This is a genomic window from Paraburkholderia sp. PREW-6R, from assembly GCF_039621805.1.
GTDB lineage: Bacteria > Pseudomonadota > Gammaproteobacteria > Burkholderiales > Burkholderiaceae > Paraburkholderia.
On record NZ_CP155073.1, the window covers coordinates 3376469 to 3392214 of the forward strand.

Annotated in this window: 19 protein-coding genes and 1 pseudogene; all 20 read left to right on the plus strand. The window is 63.9% G+C overall.

Annotated elements, in window-relative coordinates; all coding sequences use genetic code 11:
• Positions 1 to 193: 193 nt before the first annotated feature.
• Positions 194 to 523: pseudogene (locus tag AAGS40_RS14955) on the plus strand (transposase); the annotation flags it as partial.
• A gap of 127 nt (positions 524 to 650) precedes the next feature.
• Positions 651 to 1406 carry a 3-oxoacyl-[acyl-carrier-protein] reductase gene (gene fabG, locus AAGS40_RS14960; protein WP_345812286.1) on the plus strand — a complete coding sequence of 252 codons (756 nt, stop codon included), beginning with the start codon at positions 651 to 653 and terminating at the stop codon, positions 1404 to 1406.
• Positions 1407 to 1417: 11 nt separating this feature from the next.
• A complete protein-coding gene (locus tag AAGS40_RS14965; RefSeq protein ID WP_345812288.1) occupies positions 1418 to 1843 on the plus strand; it encodes a hypothetical protein in 426 nt (141 codons plus the stop codon).
• Positions 1830 to 2321 carry a hypothetical protein gene (locus AAGS40_RS14970; protein WP_345812290.1) on the plus strand — a complete coding sequence of 164 codons (492 nt, stop codon included), beginning with the start codon at positions 1830 to 1832 and terminating at the stop codon, positions 2319 to 2321. The genes AAGS40_RS14965 and AAGS40_RS14970 overlap by 14 nt, the downstream gene beginning before the upstream one ends.
• Positions 2314 to 3540 carry a beta-ketoacyl synthase N-terminal-like domain-containing protein gene (locus AAGS40_RS14975; protein ID WP_345812291.1) on the plus strand — a complete coding sequence of 409 codons (1227 nt, stop codon included), beginning with the start codon at positions 2314 to 2316 and terminating at the stop codon, positions 3538 to 3540. Before AAGS40_RS14970 ends, AAGS40_RS14975 begins: the two co-directional genes overlap by 8 nt.
• A complete protein-coding gene (locus AAGS40_RS14980; protein ID WP_345812292.1) occupies positions 3537 to 4496 on the plus strand; it encodes a beta-ketoacyl synthase N-terminal-like domain-containing protein in 960 nt (319 codons plus the stop codon). Before AAGS40_RS14975 ends, AAGS40_RS14980 begins: the two co-directional genes overlap by 4 nt.
• 18 nt (positions 4497 to 4514) lie before the next feature.
• Complete coding sequence (locus AAGS40_RS14985; protein WP_345812293.1) at positions 4515 to 4781, plus strand: acyl carrier protein; 267 nt, start codon at positions 4515 to 4517, stop codon at positions 4779 to 4781.
• Between the two features lie 32 nt (positions 4782 to 4813).
• Positions 4814 to 6028 carry a beta-ketoacyl-[acyl-carrier-protein] synthase family protein gene (locus AAGS40_RS14990; protein ID WP_345812294.1) on the plus strand — a complete coding sequence of 405 codons (1215 nt, stop codon included), beginning with the start codon at positions 4814 to 4816 and terminating at the stop codon, positions 6026 to 6028.
• Complete coding sequence (locus tag AAGS40_RS14995; protein ID WP_345812295.1) at positions 6025 to 7146, plus strand: beta-ketoacyl synthase N-terminal-like domain-containing protein; 1122 nt, start codon at positions 6025 to 6027, stop codon at positions 7144 to 7146. Before AAGS40_RS14990 ends, AAGS40_RS14995 begins: the two co-directional genes overlap by 4 nt.
• A 14-nt stretch (positions 7147 to 7160) precedes the next feature.
• Positions 7161 to 8303: a beta-ketoacyl-[acyl-carrier-protein] synthase family protein gene (locus AAGS40_RS15000; protein WP_345812296.1), complete on the plus strand. Its 1143-nt coding sequence runs from the start codon at positions 7161 to 7163 to the stop codon at positions 8301 to 8303.
• Entirely contained in the window at positions 8300 to 9361 is a 1062-nt protein-coding gene (locus tag AAGS40_RS15005; RefSeq protein ID WP_345812297.1) for a beta-ketoacyl synthase N-terminal-like domain-containing protein, read from the plus strand. Before AAGS40_RS15000 ends, AAGS40_RS15005 begins: the two co-directional genes overlap by 4 nt.
• The gene (locus tag AAGS40_RS15010; RefSeq protein ID WP_345812298.1) at positions 9358 to 10203 is read left to right on the plus strand and encodes an alpha/beta hydrolase; all 846 of its coding nucleotides are present in this window, start codon (positions 9358 to 9360) and stop codon (positions 10201 to 10203) included. Before AAGS40_RS15005 ends, AAGS40_RS15010 begins: the two co-directional genes overlap by 4 nt.
• A gap of 26 nt (positions 10204 to 10229) precedes the next feature.
• Positions 10230 to 11216 carry a hypothetical protein gene (locus tag AAGS40_RS15015; RefSeq protein ID WP_345812299.1) on the plus strand — a complete coding sequence of 329 codons (987 nt, stop codon included), beginning with the start codon at positions 10230 to 10232 and terminating at the stop codon, positions 11214 to 11216.
• Entirely contained in the window at positions 11216 to 11917 is a 702-nt protein-coding gene (locus AAGS40_RS15020) for a DsbA family protein (protein WP_345812300.1), read from the plus strand. The genes AAGS40_RS15015 and AAGS40_RS15020 overlap by 1 nt, the downstream gene beginning before the upstream one ends.
• A 15-nt stretch (positions 11918 to 11932) precedes the next feature.
• On the plus strand, positions 11933 to 12292 hold the full coding sequence (locus AAGS40_RS15025; protein ID WP_345812301.1) for a hypothetical protein: 360 nt from the start codon (positions 11933 to 11935) through the stop codon (positions 12290 to 12292).
• A 20-nt stretch (positions 12293 to 12312) separates the two neighbouring features.
• Positions 12313 to 12837, plus strand: a complete 525-nt coding sequence (locus AAGS40_RS15030) for a hypothetical protein (RefSeq protein ID WP_345812302.1) — start codon at positions 12313 to 12315, stop codon at positions 12835 to 12837.
• A complete protein-coding gene (locus AAGS40_RS15035) occupies positions 12834 to 13262 on the plus strand; it encodes a hypothetical protein (protein WP_345812303.1) in 429 nt (142 codons plus the stop codon). The genes AAGS40_RS15030 and AAGS40_RS15035 overlap by 4 nt, the downstream gene beginning before the upstream one ends.
• An 8-nt stretch (positions 13263 to 13270) precedes the next feature.
• Positions 13271 to 14143 (plus strand): beta-hydroxyacyl-ACP dehydratase, encoded by an 873-nt coding sequence (locus tag AAGS40_RS15040; protein ID WP_345812304.1) that lies wholly within the window; start codon positions 13271 to 13273, stop codon positions 14141 to 14143.
• Positions 14144 to 14197: 54 nt separating this feature from the next.
• A complete protein-coding gene (locus tag AAGS40_RS15045; protein WP_345812305.1) occupies positions 14198 to 15241 on the plus strand; it encodes a 3-oxoacyl-[acyl-carrier-protein] synthase III C-terminal domain-containing protein in 1044 nt (347 codons plus the stop codon).
• 8 nt (positions 15242 to 15249) lie between these two features.
• Positions 15250 to 15744, plus strand: a complete 495-nt coding sequence (locus tag AAGS40_RS15050; protein ID WP_345812307.1) for a hypothetical protein — start codon at positions 15250 to 15252, stop codon at positions 15742 to 15744.
• Positions 15745 to 15746: the final 2 nt, after the last annotated feature.

Consider the following 15746-nt stretch of genomic DNA (forward strand, 5'->3'; position numbering starts at 1 on the left):
AATATTCGTCTCGCATTAATTCGAATCCGCCCCTCCCGATAGACCCATTCTTCCCATTCGACGACACAACGCTTTTCGATATTCAAACTCCTTAAATACCTGCCTAATCGGATATGACGTAAATCAAAACGCGATCCTATTGGGATGCACGTCGTCCCTTCGAGAATTAAAGTCTGGCTCGAAGGAATTAAAAATGAGCTACCTGATACACGACGACGGGCTTCGAATCCCGAATACGCTTTGGCTTCAAATTGAGGATTGTCTGGACCCCACCACCAGCCCCAAACACCCGCTGGGCTGTCACAGGCCGCGAATCAAAGATCGCGTGGCGATGGACGCCGTGCTGCTGGTGCTCCGTACGGGCTGCCACTGGAATGCGCTGACATTCGTCGATCTTTGTTCGAGCAGCACGGCGCATCGCCGTTTCACTGAATGGATGGACGCCGGGGTGTTCGAGCGCATTAGTGAAAGAGGGTTATTGGCGCACGACATATTTCGCGGCATTGACTGGGCGCATTTATCCGCTATTCGCCGTAAGGGCCTGCGCCAATAAGCGTCTCTATTCGACGCTTCGTTTCTGGACATGTTTAAAACGTGTCGATCCCTCCGCGTGCCGTTCGCGCGTGAATTAAAAATCTTTTCACAAAGCCATGCATACCTTTTCCGAAACAGCACGTCCTGTCGCCCTTATTACCGGCGGCTCCAGGGGAATTGGCCAGGCCATCTGCGTTGCACTCGCCGCCGCCGGTTATAGCATCGCCTATTGCTATAACACCGAGCGCGCCGGGTCGCATGCGACCCACCAGATGCTGGAGGAAATGGGCGTGCCGGCGTTCGCCATGCAGTGCAACGTCAGCGACGCTGACGCGTGCGAACATTTCTTCAAATCGGCGCTCACCCATTTCGGCCGCGTTGACGCGCTCGTCAACAACGCAGGCATCACGCGTGACGCTCCGCTGCTTGCCATGAGCAACGACGCCTGGTCCGCGGTGCTCGATACCAATCTCACCAGCGTCTTCAATCTGAGTCGGCTGGCCGCTTTTCATTTCATCAAGCGTAAAGCCGGGGCGATCGTCAATATTTCTTCGATTGCCGGTGTCTTCGGCAACGCGACGCAGACCAACTATTCCGCGGCGAAGGCCGGCATGATCGGCTTCACCCGGGCGCTTGCAAAAGAGATCGCTCCTTACGGCGTGCGCGTCAACGCGGTCGCACCGGGCTTTATCGAGTCGGACATGACCGCGGCGCTCAGCGAAAAGGCCGCGGCCGACGCAAACCGGCGCATTCCGCTCGGCCGTTTCGGCACCGCGCCGGAGGTCGCCGCAATGGTGCGCTTTCTCGTGTCGGACGAAGGTTCGTATATCACCGGCCAGGTGTTTCAGGTCGACGGCGGTCTCGTCATTTGAGGGCCGCGCTCATGCACAACCAAACCCGGACCGCTCGCGCCCGCTCCGTGCAGACCTTCAGCGCATGGTCTGTTGCCGCCGATTCGTCATGGCATTTCCACTGGACGTTTGGAGCCGACGACGCAGCGTTCGAAGGACATTTCCCGCAGCAGCCAGTGTTGCCGGGCGTGTTCCTGATCGAGATGGCCGAGCGAGCCGCACTGTTCGCGTTGGAGCGAAGCGGTGCGACTGGCGTGCGTATGACCCGCGTTGAACGTTTCCGGTTTGCAAAACCCGTTGCGCCAGGCGATCAGTGCGAGCTGACATTGCAGCTTCCCGACCTGGCTTTTTCCGCCAGTGGTCCATTACGCGTCGCGGCTGCATTCCACAGCGCCGGTGTTCCCGTCGCGAATGGCACGTTAGCGCTCGTCGCAGCAAGCAATCATGAACACCTTTGATTCCCTCGACATCCTGCGCGTGATGCCGCAGCGTTATCCGATGCTGCTCGTGGATGGCGTCGAGATCGCGCCCGACTCAAATCGCTGTCTCGCGTTCAAGAACATCACGCTCAACGAACCATGCTACCGGCACATCGTGCCGTCGACGGAGCCCCAGACGCTTGCCTATCCGCTCGCATTGCTCGCGGAGTCATTCGGCCAGGGCGCCGGGCTGTTGCTCATGCAACGCGGCCTGCTCGACCCGACATGCCAGCGCTCAGTCGTCGTGTTTGGCGAGTTCGGCGAGATTGACATGGCAGGGCATGCGTACCCGGGCGACCGTCTGAGGCACGAGATCCAGATCGGCTTTGCGTCATCGAGGATGGCCACGCTCAGCGGTACGACGTGGGTCCACGATCGGCTGATCGCGAGCTATTGCGGTGTGAAAGTGTTCCGCATTACCAGCGCCAGTCTGACGCCGGAGAGTCGCGATGCATGAGACGGCCCTGCACCGTGACCGCGCGGCACCGCTCGCAACGATTGTCGGCGTAAGCGCTGTCTCGCCGCTAGGCGAGAACGCCGCCCAGTTCTGGCAACGGCTGTTTGACTTGCCGGCCGACCCGACCCATAACGCGATTCACGGTCTGGCCGACGCGGACGACACGCCGCGCCACGCCTATCCCGTCGCCGATGCTCCGTTGCTTGCGTTCCGCAGCGAGGCGTCGCTCAGCCGTTTCGACCGGCTGGTTCTGACCGCCGTCGATCAAGCGCTGATCGATGCCGGATGGCACGGTGAAGTCGCCACGACGGCAACGCTCGGTCTTTTGCTGGGCACGGCCGCGGGTGACACGGATACAACCGAGCACCGTCGCTCGTCGGGCGGCTCCACCTGCTTCGCCGACGATCACGGCTATCGCATTCTCGACACGCTGACTGTTCACTCGCCGCATGCGTTCACCGGGCCGGTGATGTCCGTTTCGAATGCGTGCTCCGCAGGACTTTACGCGCTGACACTGGCCGCCGAATGCATTGCGAACGGCATGGCGGACGCGATGTGCGTCGTCGGCGCGGACGTGCTGTCGCGTGTTACGCAGGCGGCTTTCCATCGCATGACCGCCCTCGATCCCGAACGTTGCCGCCCATTCGACGCCGAACGCCAGGGCACGGTGTTCGGCGAAGGTGCGAGCGCGATGGTGCTGGTATCGCCCGCCCTCGCCAGGCGCTTTGCGCGCGCCTATTGCCACTTGCGTGCCTATGGGCTGAGCTGCGATGCACACCACCCTACGTCGCCCGGACCGGACGGCCGTGACGTGCGCGCCGCCATCGAGCGCGCGCTCGATGCCGGTGCCGTCAGTGCAAAGCAGATCAGGATGATCTTGCCGCACGGCACCGGCACGCCCGCCAACGACCTGATCGAAGGACGGCTGCTCGCCGAGCTTTTTGACTGCTCGAGCGGCAACGTGGTCGTGCTGCCGGTGAAGGCTCACATCGGCCACAGTGCCGGCGCGTCCGGCTGCTTCGCGGCACTTGCTGCCGCGCTCGCAATGGCGTCCGGCAACGCGCCCGCTGTGCGTCATGTCCATGCGCCAGATCCGGCGATCCCGATTCGTTTTCCCGATAGCGTGCGGCGGCTGCATCCCACGGACCGCTTTGCGCTCGTCAATGCCTATGCGTTTGGCGGCAGCAATACATCGGTCATTTTCGAGGCGGCGCGATGAACGCAGTCCATCTTGGCGCGGTTGCAGCGATCGTCCCAGGTGTCGTGTCCTGCTGGGACGGCGCCGGCCCGTGGACCGCGCCGCCGGCCGTCGCCCATCGCGAAGCGGCGATCGACGTGCAAAAGCATCTTGCAGGCGTCAGGCATCGCTACTTCAACGACACGTCCCGCTTTAGCGTGGCGGCCGCGCGAAGCTGTGTCGGTCAGCGCCCCCAACTTGCGTGGCACGCGCTCGACGGGACGCGCCGCGGCGTAGTCGTGGGAACGACGGTCGCCGATTACACCGTACGCGACCGCCTCGACCGCGAGGTGATCGCGAACGGCGCCGCCTCGATCAATGCGGTCTTCGCACCGAATGTGTCCTCCAACATCGCCTCCGCGCATGTATCGATCGACCAGCAGGCGCGCGCGTTCACGACGACGTTGACCTCGCCCTTCCTGGCCGGTCTGGAGAGCCTCGCGGTCGGCGTGCTGAGCCTGCGAGCCAACCAAGCCGACAGCGTACTCGCCATTGCCGCCGAAGCAGCGCTGCCGCCCGGCGACAGCACCGTCATCACGCCCGGCGCGGTCTGCGTCTGTCTGCAGCGCCGCCCGAGCACGTCGGGCCGGGCCATCGTCGATATTCATGCCGGATACCACGCGGCCGGCGCGGAAAGCCGATTGCCTCACAGCGCGCTGAAATTCCTCGACGCTGCGCTGAACTCGCCCCGGGCTGCGCCCGGATTCGTCGTCATCCGCGATCGGTCGGCGCACGGAAAGCACACCGCCGACGCGTGGCTGCGCGAGGCGTCCTCCAACGGTCGGCACGCCACGGCAAACGAATCAGCGCTCGACGACGCAGGCGCCGTCGCGCCTTTGCTGGCTGCCATGCCGAGTTTCACCGGCGACAACCCTGTCGTGTTGCTCGCCATTTACCGCGGTCGCTATGTCGCGTTTTCCATAGCGCAATCAATCTGAAACGAAAAGGAGCAACTCATGACCACCACCACACTCAATCGCGCAGACCGTCTGGAAAAGATCAAGGACGTGGTCTCGGAGATTCTTGAAATCGAACCATCGGAGATGAGTTCGACCAGCCTGTTCAAGGAGGACCACGGCGCGGACTCGCTGCGCGCCATCGAGATTCTCGCAAGCCTGGAAAAGACCTTCGGCGTCGAGATCCCGCAGTCGGCACTCACCCGGATGGTGAACCTGGAAGGCGTCTATGGCGTCGTGCAGGAAGCCGCTCACTGGAAAGACTGAGTCCCTTCCACAGGACGTTTAGGAGAACAGGCATGCGGCGAGTTGTTATCACGGGTATCGGTGCGGTCAGCAGCATCGGCATGGGTGTGAAGCCATTCACGGAGGCGCTGCGCAACGGCGTCTCGGGCGTATCGGAAATCCAGTCGTTCGACACAACCGGGTTTGCCACCAGCAAGGGCTGCGAAGTGCACGGCTTCGACGCCGCTCAGTGGGTGCGCCATGTCCGGCCGTCGCTGCTCGGCCGCAGCGCGCAGTTCGCGGTCGCGGCGGCGCGCATGGCCGTCGAGGACGCGCGCATCGACCCTCGACAGCTATCGGAAACCCGTTGCGGTGTTTCGATCGGCACGACCGACGGCGAATCGCAAGTCATCGACCGGCTGACGGAACAGGTCGTGCGCGGCGGTTATCCGTCGATCGATTTCGAGCTGGTTCGCCAGGTGCCGTCGCATCGCCTGTCCTTTTGCGTCGCGCAGGAACTCGCGCTGCGTGGCGGCGCGGTCACGATCCCAACCGCCTGCTCCGCAGGGAACTACGCGATCGGCTACGCGTACGACAGCATCGTGCTCGGCGACACCGACTTCATGCTGTGCGGCGGCGCCGATTCGATCTGTCGCAAGACGTTTGCCGGCTTTTACCGGCTCGGCACGATCGCGCCGGAGGTCTGTCAGCCGTTCGACGCGCATCGTAAAGGCATTCTGACCGGCGAAGGCGCCGGCGTGCTGCTGCTCGAGTCGCTCGACAGCGCGCGTGCCCGAGGCGCGTTCATTTATGCCGAAGTGCTCGGCTACGGCGTGAACTGCGACGCGGACCACATGGTTGCGCCCAACCGCGCCAGCATTGCGCGATGCATGCAGATCGCGCACCGCAATGCGGGCGTCAATCCACAGGACATCGACTACATCTGCGCACACGGCACCGGCACGGTGGCCAACGACGTGACGGAAGCGGGTGCGATCCACGAGGTGTTCGGGCAGACGCTGCCGCCTGTTTCGTCGATCAAATCAATGATCGGCCACACGATGGGCGCGGCCAGCGCGCTCGCCAGCATCGCCTGTGCGGTTGCCATTCGCGAGGGCTTTATTCCGCCCACCATCAACCACCAGCAAACCGATCCGGATTGCGACGTCGACTGCGTGCCGAACCATTCTCGCGCGGCACATCTGCGTGTCGTGCAGAACAACGGTTTCGCATTTGGCGGCAACAACGCCATCACCCTCTACTCACGCTACGACGGGAGCACGCAATGACGAACCGCCCAGGAATCCAGATTGCCAGCTGGGAAGCGTTGTCTCCCGTCGGCATGGGCTCACGCACCTTCCACACGGCGGCGCAGGCCCCGATGGCTCCCGCAACGTTGCCGGCCGACCTCGCGCAGGCCGATTTTCCGACGGACGTCCGCTATCGCCCGACACATTTCGACGCAGCGGCCATCCTGGGCACTAAAGGCATCCGCACGATGGACCGGACCACGGCGCTCACGCTGGCCACGTCGACGCTTCTCTACGAACGGATGGGGCGCGCCGAAGGTGTGCCGCTCGACCGTACCGGCTTCGTCGTCGGCACCAGCACGGGCAGCATTCGCAGTACGAGCGATTTCACGCGCGAGTCGCTGGTTCAGCCTCGACCGTTTCTGGTCAACCCGGCGCACTTTCCGAACACCGTGATGAATTGCGCGGCCGGGCAGTGCGGCATTCGCTTTAACGCCCGGTCGGTCAACGCCACGATCTCGGGCGGCCGCCTTTCCGGGCTCCTTGCATTCCGATACGCGTCGCAGATGCTGCGGCGCGGCTACGTCGACCTGCTGATCACCGGCAGCGTCGAAGAACTTTGCCCGCAAAGCGCATGGGCGCACCGGCAGTTGATCGCCCATGACTGCCGGCATGACGTACCGCTCGGCGAGGGGTGCAGCATGTTCGCGCTGGCCCGCCCGGATGTCGCGCGAACGCTCGCTCGCGGGCCAGTCTCCGACATTCTCGCGCTTCAGTACGGCCGCTATTTCGACCCGCTCGGCGAACGCCCCGCGGCAGCTGATGGCTTGCAGGCCTGCATTGCCGATGCGCTCGCGCAGGCCGGCCTCGAAGCCGGACAGATCGACCGCTGTGTGCTGTGCGGCGGCCCGGACGTCGACAACGGTGACCTCGAGATGCAGGCCATCACGCGGGTGTTCGGCCACCAGGTCGCGATCGACGGCGCGAATCTGGTCGAGCAGTTCGGCGACACCTACAGCGCCACTTCCTCGCTCGCGCTCGGATGGTTGCTTGGACAGCTGGAAGCCGGCGCCGGTCGCACGCAGAAATACGGTCTCGTCATTGCCTCCAGCGAAGACGGACACGCCGGCTGTCTGATCGTCCGCACGACTATTTAATGAAGGATTCCTGCATGAAACTCCTGATTACCGGGTCCGCCATGGTGACCTGCGTCGGGGCGGACAAAGCCAGCAGCTTTGCGTCGCTCTGCGAAGGACACTCGGGCCGCAAACCTCTGCAGTTCTTCCCGGCGGAGCACTTCAACGCCCAATACGCTTACGAGATCGCCAATGGCCCCGATCGGACGCTGCGTGCCAGCGAACTGCTCGCGAGGGCCGTGGCCGATGCTATTGCGGATGCCGGTCTGACGCCCGATCCCGAACGCTGCGCGGTACTGGTCGGCACGGGCTTGCGCGAACTGCGCTCGCTGGAGTTGTCATGGACCGAAGGTCAGCGTATGACGCTCGACCAGCTGCATTTCGAAAACGCGCTGAACGATGCGCTCGGCACCGCTTTGCCCGTCATCACCGTTTGCAATGCATGCGCCGCGTCCAGTTTCACGTTGGCGCTGGCAGAGGATTTCATTCGCGACAACGCGTACGACTGTGTGATCGTCGCGGGCTGCGACACGATCACCGAAAGCATGTTCGGCCTGCTCGACCGTGTCAATCCGCTGCACCCGGATGAAGTCCGGCCGTTTGACCGGGACCGCAAAGGCGTGCTGATGGGAGACGGCGCCGCCGCCGTGGTGCTGGAAACCGCCGCCCACGCGGCCGCGCGCGGCAAGCGGGCGCTGGCGCTGCTCGCCGGCGTCGGCACCAGTTGCGACGCCAATCACGAAACGGCGCCCGACGCCGACGGCATAAGCCGCGCGGTGGGCGATGCCTACAGTCGCGCCGGCGTCACGGCCGCCGATGTCGATTTCATCATGGCGCACGGCACGGGCACCTCGCTCAACGACAGGACCGAAGCCATTGCGCTGCGCGCCGCGATGGGCGACGCGCCGCTGCGCGCCGCACCGCTTTCCGCCATCAAGTCGATGACTGGCCACACCTCCGGCGCGTCCGGGCTGATCGGCGTGGTCACGGCGATCGAATCGCTGCGCGCTGGCCGCGTTCCGCCCACAGCACGGTTTGCCCATCCGATGGAAGAAGCCGCCGATCTGGACATCGTCCACGGCGAAGCGCGACGCCTGCCTGAAGCGCGCGTCGCACAAGTGGACGCATTCGGCTTTGGCGGAGTGAATGCGGTTGCAATCGTGGAGAAAGTCGAATGAGTCATTCAACGCGTATCGAGGTCGCCGTGACGGGCTACGGGTGGGAGCTTCCTGCATTGGGGCATCCCGTCAATCTGGCGCGTGCCCTCGCCGGACCGCCTGCGGCCGCTGCGACGTTCGCTCCCGAAGCGAAACTCGGCAAGAAGGGATTGCGTTACAAGGAACGCGCCACGCTCATGTCGCTATGCGCCGCTAAAACGGCGTTACAGGACGCGGGCTGGCTCGACGCGGATACCGTCCGGCTCGACGATACGCAGTTCGGTGTCGTGGTGGCGTCGAATACCGGCAATCTCGGGACTGTCTGCGCGGCCGCGGAGACCATCCGCCTGGCTCACGTCGATGCGACCTCGCCAATGGATCTCCCCAATGCGTCGAGCAACATCGTGGCGGCCACGGTTGCCATCCGTTTCGGCCTGAAGGCGCTCAACCTGCTGGTCTGCTCCGGTTCGTCCGCTTCGCTCGACGCGCTGATTCTCGCTGCGAATGCAATCCGCAATGGGCGGGCGCGGCGCATGGTGGTGGTCGCCACGGAAACGGATGGGTTGCCGCTACAGAGTCTTCTCAGCCAGACGGACGGCGCGCATGTCGCTCATAAGCCGGTTCCGGTTCTGGAGGGCAGCTTTGCCGTGGTGCTGGAAGCCGCCTTTGACGCCAGGCAAAGGGCGTCCACAATCTACGGCGTACTCAGCGACTACGCGTACGCACATGCCGGCACGGCGCCGGCTTGCCGGCTGCGTGCGCTGCTCGCTTCGCATGCAGGCAAACGTCTGTACACGCCGCCTGTCAGCGCCGGGGATCTGCTCGCCCATCGCGCATTCGACGGCGCGGCCGCGCCGTGCGATCTCGGCCCGACCGCCGCGCGGGCATATGGCAGTGCCGCGCTGCTGCAACTTGTTCACTACTGTGAATCTCGCCAGTCCGACGTGTCGTCCGATGCGACGGGCGACGGCGCAGTGCTGGTCGCGGGCGGCATGTGGGGCGACCGCCGGCTTGGCGCGCTCGCCGTGCAAGCGCGCCCGGCCATGTCGGCGAGCGAATCAGGGGCGGTGCATCCGTGAAGCTCCAGTCACTCCCGATCGACGGCTACACCGTTGCCGTCCGGACAGTGGGCACGGACGACCCGCAGGCGCCGGCCATCGTAGCGATGCACGGAATGATGGAGTCGTCGACGGTCTGGCTTCCAGTCGTCGAAAACTTGCTGGATCGCTACCGGTTCCTGCTGGTCGATCTGCCGTGGAACGGCGCGCAAGGCGACCAGTGGGGCCGCGTGCATACACCGGACACCTGGCTCGCTCTCGCCATCAACGCATTTGACCTGCGACCCGATGCGTTCGCTGCCCATTCGTTTGGCGCGAACGTGCTGCTCGCCTTCCTCGCGACCCACGGCGCGCCCGGCACGCCGTCTGTCGTGGTGTCGCCGTTCTACAAGGCGAGGCAAGCGGATTTTTCGTGGGCGCTGCTTCGGCAGTATGTCGGCGAGTTTCCCCGCTTCGTCGAGGAAAGCATGACCCAGCGCGCAGGCGGTCGGCCGGTTCCGCATGACTGCCTTGCACGCATGATCGAGGCCGCGTGCGACACGTTCGGCGTCGGCAACTGGATGGAGTTCTGGCGGCTGTTCTCGCGTATGCCGTCACTGAATCTGCGCGCGTTGCCGCAACCCACGCTCGTGATCGCCGGCGCGGATGACTTCTCGTCGCCGCCGGCAGACCAGCGCGCATTGTGTGCCGCCATCCGCCAATGCGAACTCGAATTGCTGCCCGGTGCCCGTCACTTTCTGCTCGACAGCCATCGCGACACGATGGCGCAGCTGCTCGCGCGCTTTCTCGCCGGGCATCTGCCCGATGCGTTAGCGCCCGCCTGTTTCTCCCGGCCAGACGAACACGTCAGCCCAGTCCATTAACCGTTCACCCGTTACAGGAAACCCCCATGACCACGCCCTTCCAGTTTCAGCGCACTACCGCGATTCTCAAGCCGCGCTTCGAAGGTACCAACATCTGCACGTGGGTCGGCTTCAAGCACGTGATGTATCTCGTCGAGGAAGCCATTGTCGAACACTTCCGCACGCAGGGTCTTGCGCCACGCCCGCTTTACGAGGACAAAGGCCTGTGCCTCGAGATCGTGAATTCCGACGTGCGCATTCTCCACGCCCTCCATCTCGACGACCACGTACAGCTCAACGTGACGCCGCTGACGCGCGACGGCGATACCGAGTTGACGATGTCCGTCGAAGCGCTGGTTCAACGCGACGGCAAGGACGTGAAGGCCGTAACCGGCAAGGTCAACGTGCTGTTCCGTTTCGACGACAGCACGGTGACGGCCCACGCCGGACCCGCCACGCCCGACGATCGCATCAGCCCCTACACGCACACACGCATTCAACGCGGCGAGCGCCGCTCGGTCAGCGGACTCAACCTCTCGCGCGAGCCCGGCGTCGTGGCCGAAAGCGTGCGCGTTGCGCTTGGCGCCGATAAAACCAACTCGTTCATCTGGAAATGGCACGTGCCGTATTTCTACTGCCATTACAACGACCGCATCCAGCATTCGGGCTATTTGCGCCTGATGGAAGAAGTACTCGACCTGTTCGTGGCCGAACGTGGCATCTCGATCCGCACGCTGCTGGAGAACAAGCGCTGGATTCCGGTCGTGCCTGCAGCGAATCTGCAGATCCTCGACGAAGCGATGATGGAAGAGACGATTTATACCGTCTTCACCGTCGAGGACATCTTCAAGGCCACCACGTACCGATCGCGCATGGACTGTTACGTCGAACGTCATGGGTCGCTGGTCCACACTGCCACGGGTCATATCACGCACGGCTATGCGGTGATCGACAGCCGCCGGGACTGGTCGCTTGTCGAGTTCGATCACGACGTGCTTGCGGCCTTGCGCGGCGATCGCGCCGCGAGGGCGTAATGGCAGCGCTCCCTCCCACTTTCTTTTTCTCGTTGCGCAGCCCGTATTCCTGGCTGGCCTGGCACGATCTGAAAGTGCGCTATCCGAAGCTGATCAAGCGGCTGCGACTGGTGCCCTTCTGGGAACCGGACGAGGACAACCAGAACCTGCTGGGCGAACAGGGCCATGCGTTTCTGTACGGCACCATGTCGCGCGAAAAGCATTTGTACATCCTGTCCGACGTCAAGCGCCTGTGCCGCCAACGCGGATTGCCGGTGTGCTGGCCGGTCGACACCGATCCGCACTGGGAGGTGCCGCATCTTGCCTATCTGGCCGCCGCCGGGGCGGGAAAGGGGCTGGAGTTCATCGAGGCCGCTTACCACGCGCGCTGGCTGGACGGAGTCGACATCTGCGATCCGCGCAACATGGGCGCGCTTGCGCCGTCGCTCGGCCTGCCCGCCGGGCTGCTTGCGGATGCGCATGGCGCAGCCGATCTCCGTGCGCTGGGACTGGCGGCGCTGCGCGAGTGCATCGACGCTCATGCCTTTGGTGTGCCGTTCTTCGTGACGGGCCGTGAACGTTACTGGGGACTGGACCGGCTGCCGGATTTCATCGGCGCGCTGGCCGACGCCGGGCCGTCGGCTGCCCCGCTCGTTCCCGGGCCCGCGCTGATGGGTTCTCGTGTGAACGCTATCTTCGATCACGCGGGCGGTTGCGGCTAACTGGAGCAAAGACGCATGACAAACCTAGCACTCTGTCGTCCTCCCACCGTATTGCTGGTGGAGACGCATTCGCCATCGGACTCGCTCGACAGCGACGACTTCCTCGACGTTGCCCGCACCCTGCTTCGTCGCGGCACCGCCGTCCACCTGCATCTGATGCAGAACGGCGTGCTCTGGATGCAGCGTCGCACGACCAGCCTCACCCGAATCAAGGCCATGTACGCATCGCAGTTCGACATTACTTGCGACGATGTTTCGCTGGACCTGCGCGGCATACCGCGTTCGGCTGCGGCGTCGCACGTCAGCACGATCGGTGTGGACGGGTTGATCGAGCTGATGGTCGATCCGTCCGTCAAGACGATCTGGCATTCGTAAATCACAAGGTCACGTCAAGAATGAATGTTCCGCAGCTTTCCGTCAGTTCGGATAACGAATCACTGGCTCAGTCGGGGCAGCGCGTCGCCGCGCCGAACACGCCGACCCCACCGACCACGAAGCCAAGCCTTTTCTTCGGCATGATGGGCACCCCGTTTCAGAGCGAGACGGTGACCTCGTTGTTTCGCATGGTCGACTCGGCGCTGTCCCGCGGGCATCGCGTCACCGTCTGGAATTGCGGCTATGCCACCGGGTTGTCGCAAGCATCGCTCGTCCGGCCGCCCGATTCGTTTGCAAGCGCCGACGCCGATACGCACTCGGTCACAGGCGACACCGCCCACCACCCGACCACGGCTGAAATGATTCAGGCATTGATGCGCCGCTATGGTCCGACCGGCCGCTTCGACTGGCTCGTGTGCCGATATTGCATGGAAGAGCGCGGCGCGACACAGCAGATTCCCGAAGCCAAGGTGAAGATTCCATTCACATTCCAGCATTACCTGAGCGAGGCCGACGTCTCGCTCGTGCTCGGAGTGAAATCGTGAACGCGCCGACCTCTGTGCGCACACGCACCACGAAACGCCGTTCGAAAAGCTCGCTCGCAATCGTCGAGCGCGCGTTTCGCGGCAGCCTGGAGGAGCAGTACGGCCACATTGTCTGGCTAAGCCGCGTCATGCACGGCATGGGCGCGGCCACTGCTCTGCTTCTCAAGGGCGACACCGTGGCATTCGCCCGCGCAGGCCAGCCGCGCGTTGCGCTCACCCTCGGCGACTTGCGGATCGACTCTCTCTCCCACTACGAAACCACGATAAACGACCTGCTGCGCGACGGCGTCAGCGTGTACGCGTGGCAAGCCGATTGTCTACGACGGGGTCTCGCGCCGACAGCGTTGATCCCCGGTGTGGAACGCATCGGCGACGACGCGCTGTCCACGCTGATCCAGCAGTTCGATTGCGTGTGGTACTGGTGAAACACTCAATGACAATGACTCAGAACAACAAACGGTTAGCGCTCTTTCGAACGGACCCGCTGGAGCAGGCGCACGCCATTTTCGCGGTCAGCGGCACGGACATCTTCGCGCTTGGCCACTATCCCGGCAATCCGATCTATCCCGGCGTACTGGTCGCCGAACGGCTGGCCGCTCTGGCGCGCGTGCATGCGCAGACGGTGCTGGGGCAATCGGCGACCGCCGTGTCGATCAGGCGAATCCAGTACCTGGATGCGATCGTCGCAGGCGATGTGGTGGAACTGACCGCGTCGGTGAAGAAGCACACGCGTGACGAAGTCGAACTGGCGACCGTCGCCCGCGTGGGCGAAACGGTGACGACCCGCGCCACGGTCGTCTGCCGCGCCGGACCGCTGCCTTCGTGCGACGGTCTCCTGTCGTTGCGTGAGTCGCACCAGCAGGGGCGGAGCATCACGCACCGCGACCTGCCGTCTGTCCTGCCGCATCGCTACCCGTTCCTTCTTCTCGACACGATCGACGATTACGTGGTCGGCAAAACGCTGCGAGCCCGCAAGATCGTCAACCGCGCGTCGCCACTCTTTGCCGGGCAGCAACCCGCCTCCTATCCGCACGGGCTCGTCATCGAGTCGATCGGACAGGCGGGCATTGCTCTCTACTTTCTTTCGCGCGACGACTCGCGGCCGGTCGACATCGTGCTCGGTTCTTTCGGCGACGCGCAGTTTCTCGCCGACGTCCCGTTCGATTCCGTGCTGACTGTCGAAGCGCGAATCGAGCGTCAACTGGAGAACGGCGTAGTGCTGAGCGGATCCGCGCGGGTCGGCGGGCAAACCGTGGTGAGTGTCGGCACCCTCATCGCGATGATCGCGCCGCCGCCAGCAGGCTAGCGCGCGGCATTGGCCGGTTGCGGCCCAATCTTTCTTTCCAACGAGGATCTAGCCATGCGCATTGAAGGCATTTCGTTTATTCCGGCGTCGCGCGAAATGCGCAATCAGGACGTGCTGGAAGAGATTCGCAAACATAGCAGGAGTCGCTTCGATGGCGACCTGCACAAAGCGCTCGAATACATCAATTCGATGATGGAGGGCACGAAGCTCGAGCGGCGCTTCTGGTTCGCCGACGACGAGCGGCCGCTCGACCTGATGGTCGAAGCCTGCCACCGTGCGATGGCCGACGCCGGCTGCGCCGCCTCCGATGTCGATCTGCTGATCTATGCGGGCAACTGCAGAGGCTTCATCGAGCCGGGCGACGCGTACTTCGTGGCGCAGGCCCTGGGCATGGACTCGGTCGATTGCTTCGACGTAGTCGACGCCTGCATGGCCTGGACGCGCAGTTGCGACATCGCGCAAAGCCACTTCGCCGCTGGGCGCTATCGCCGGGTGCTGGTCGTGAACGCGGAGTCGTACTACGTGCCAGGCGGTGTGTCTTACCCAAGCAATTTCCAGTTGAACAGCCTGCGCGATATCGCGTCCTGCTTCTCTGCGTATTGCGGCGGCGACTGTGCGTCGGCGACCGTGCTCGGAGCCGGTGGCGAGCCGTGGGAATTCAACTTCTCCTCGATGAAGAGCGGCGTGGATCTGTGCACCATTCCGCTTGGCGGATACGAGGGACGCTCACCACCCAGCAAGCGTATCGGGCTCAATGGACTCGGCGCCTTCACGTCGTTCGGCTCGCAGGTGTTCAACGCCGCGGCGAGCTATATGGTCGACAGCCTGAAGAAACTGCAACCTCACCGTGACGCGATCAAGCTGGTGTTTCCTCACTCAGGCGGCTCGGTCGACGAGTACCGCAAGTGGGCTGACGAAGCCGGCTTTGGCGATGCCGTGCGGTTCATCTATCCGATGTACGGCAACGTGGGCTCGGCCTCGATTCCCGCGGCGATTGCATTGCATGCGCTCAGCGGCGATATTTCGCGCGGCGATCAGATCGGATTCTGGGTCGGCAGCTCGGGGATGTCGTTCGTCTCCGCCACGCTGCGCTTCTGAGGCCCGACATGCTCACTCCACTGCTGATCTTCGCCGCGCTCATCGACGTGGCGATCGCGCTGCTGCACGTCTACGTCATCGTCAAAGGCCCGTTCGCCTACCGCCGGTTCGGGGCCGGCGAAAAAATCGCGACGATGGCCGAGCAGGGCTCGCCCTTTCCCGCGCTGCTGACCTCCGGAATCACCCTTGCCTTCGTGGTGTTTGCCGCTTATTACCTCGCTGCGGCCGGATGGCTGCCGGTGCCGCCGTATCTTCTCGCCGGCCTCGCGGTCATCGCTCTGGTCTTCGTTACACGCGCCGTCCTGATCGTGCCGGCCGCCCTCGCAGGACGCAAGCTCACCGCGTTCGACCGCCACACAGCGGCGATCGCGATCGCGATTGGACTGATTCACGGCGCGGCGGCACTCCTCTATGCAAGCCACGTCTGCGGCGGAGCGCCCGCGAGCGCGAGCGCCGCCTGTCAGTACATGGCCCGGGCAACACCGCCTGCCACCGCCCCCTGAGA

Coding starts and splice junctions, on each gene's coding strand:
- AAGS40_RS14985 (WP_345812293.1), top strand. CDS start 4,515: ATGACCACCACCACACTCAATCGCGCAGACCGTCTGGAAAAGATCAAG.
- AAGS40_RS14975 (WP_345812291.1), top strand. CDS start 2,314: ATGCATGAGACGGCCCTGCACCGTGACCGCGCGGCACCGCTCGCAACG.
- AAGS40_RS15020 (WP_345812300.1), top strand. CDS start 11,216: ATGGCAGCGCTCCCTCCCACTTTCTTTTTCTCGTTGCGCAGCCCGTAT.
- AAGS40_RS15005 (WP_345812297.1), top strand. CDS start 8,300: ATGAGTCATTCAACGCGTATCGAGGTCGCCGTGACGGGCTACGGGTGG.
- AAGS40_RS14990 (WP_345812294.1), top strand. CDS start 4,814: ATGCGGCGAGTTGTTATCACGGGTATCGGTGCGGTCAGCAGCATCGGC.
- AAGS40_RS15015 (WP_345812299.1), top strand. CDS start 10,230: ATGACCACGCCCTTCCAGTTTCAGCGCACTACCGCGATTCTCAAGCCG.
- AAGS40_RS15040 (WP_345812304.1), top strand. CDS start 13,271: ATGACAATGACTCAGAACAACAAACGGTTAGCGCTCTTTCGAACGGAC.
- AAGS40_RS14965 (WP_345812288.1), top strand. CDS start 1,418: ATGCACAACCAAACCCGGACCGCTCGCGCCCGCTCCGTGCAGACCTTC.
- AAGS40_RS15000 (WP_345812296.1), top strand. CDS start 7,161: ATGAAACTCCTGATTACCGGGTCCGCCATGGTGACCTGCGTCGGGGCG.
- AAGS40_RS15025 (WP_345812301.1), top strand. CDS start 11,933: ATGACAAACCTAGCACTCTGTCGTCCTCCCACCGTATTGCTGGTGGAG.
- AAGS40_RS14980 (WP_345812292.1), top strand. CDS start 3,537: ATGAACGCAGTCCATCTTGGCGCGGTTGCAGCGATCGTCCCAGGTGTC.
- AAGS40_RS15045 (WP_345812305.1), top strand. CDS start 14,198: ATGCGCATTGAAGGCATTTCGTTTATTCCGGCGTCGCGCGAAATGCGC.
- AAGS40_RS14995 (WP_345812295.1), top strand. CDS start 6,025: ATGACGAACCGCCCAGGAATCCAGATTGCCAGCTGGGAAGCGTTGTCT.
- AAGS40_RS14970 (WP_345812290.1), top strand. CDS start 1,830: ATGAACACCTTTGATTCCCTCGACATCCTGCGCGTGATGCCGCAGCGT.
- AAGS40_RS15050 (WP_345812307.1), top strand. CDS start 15,250: ATGCTCACTCCACTGCTGATCTTCGCCGCGCTCATCGACGTGGCGATC.
- AAGS40_RS15030 (WP_345812302.1), top strand. CDS start 12,313: ATGAATGTTCCGCAGCTTTCCGTCAGTTCGGATAACGAATCACTGGCT.
- fabG (WP_345812286.1), top strand. CDS start 651: ATGCATACCTTTTCCGAAACAGCACGTCCTGTCGCCCTTATTACCGGC.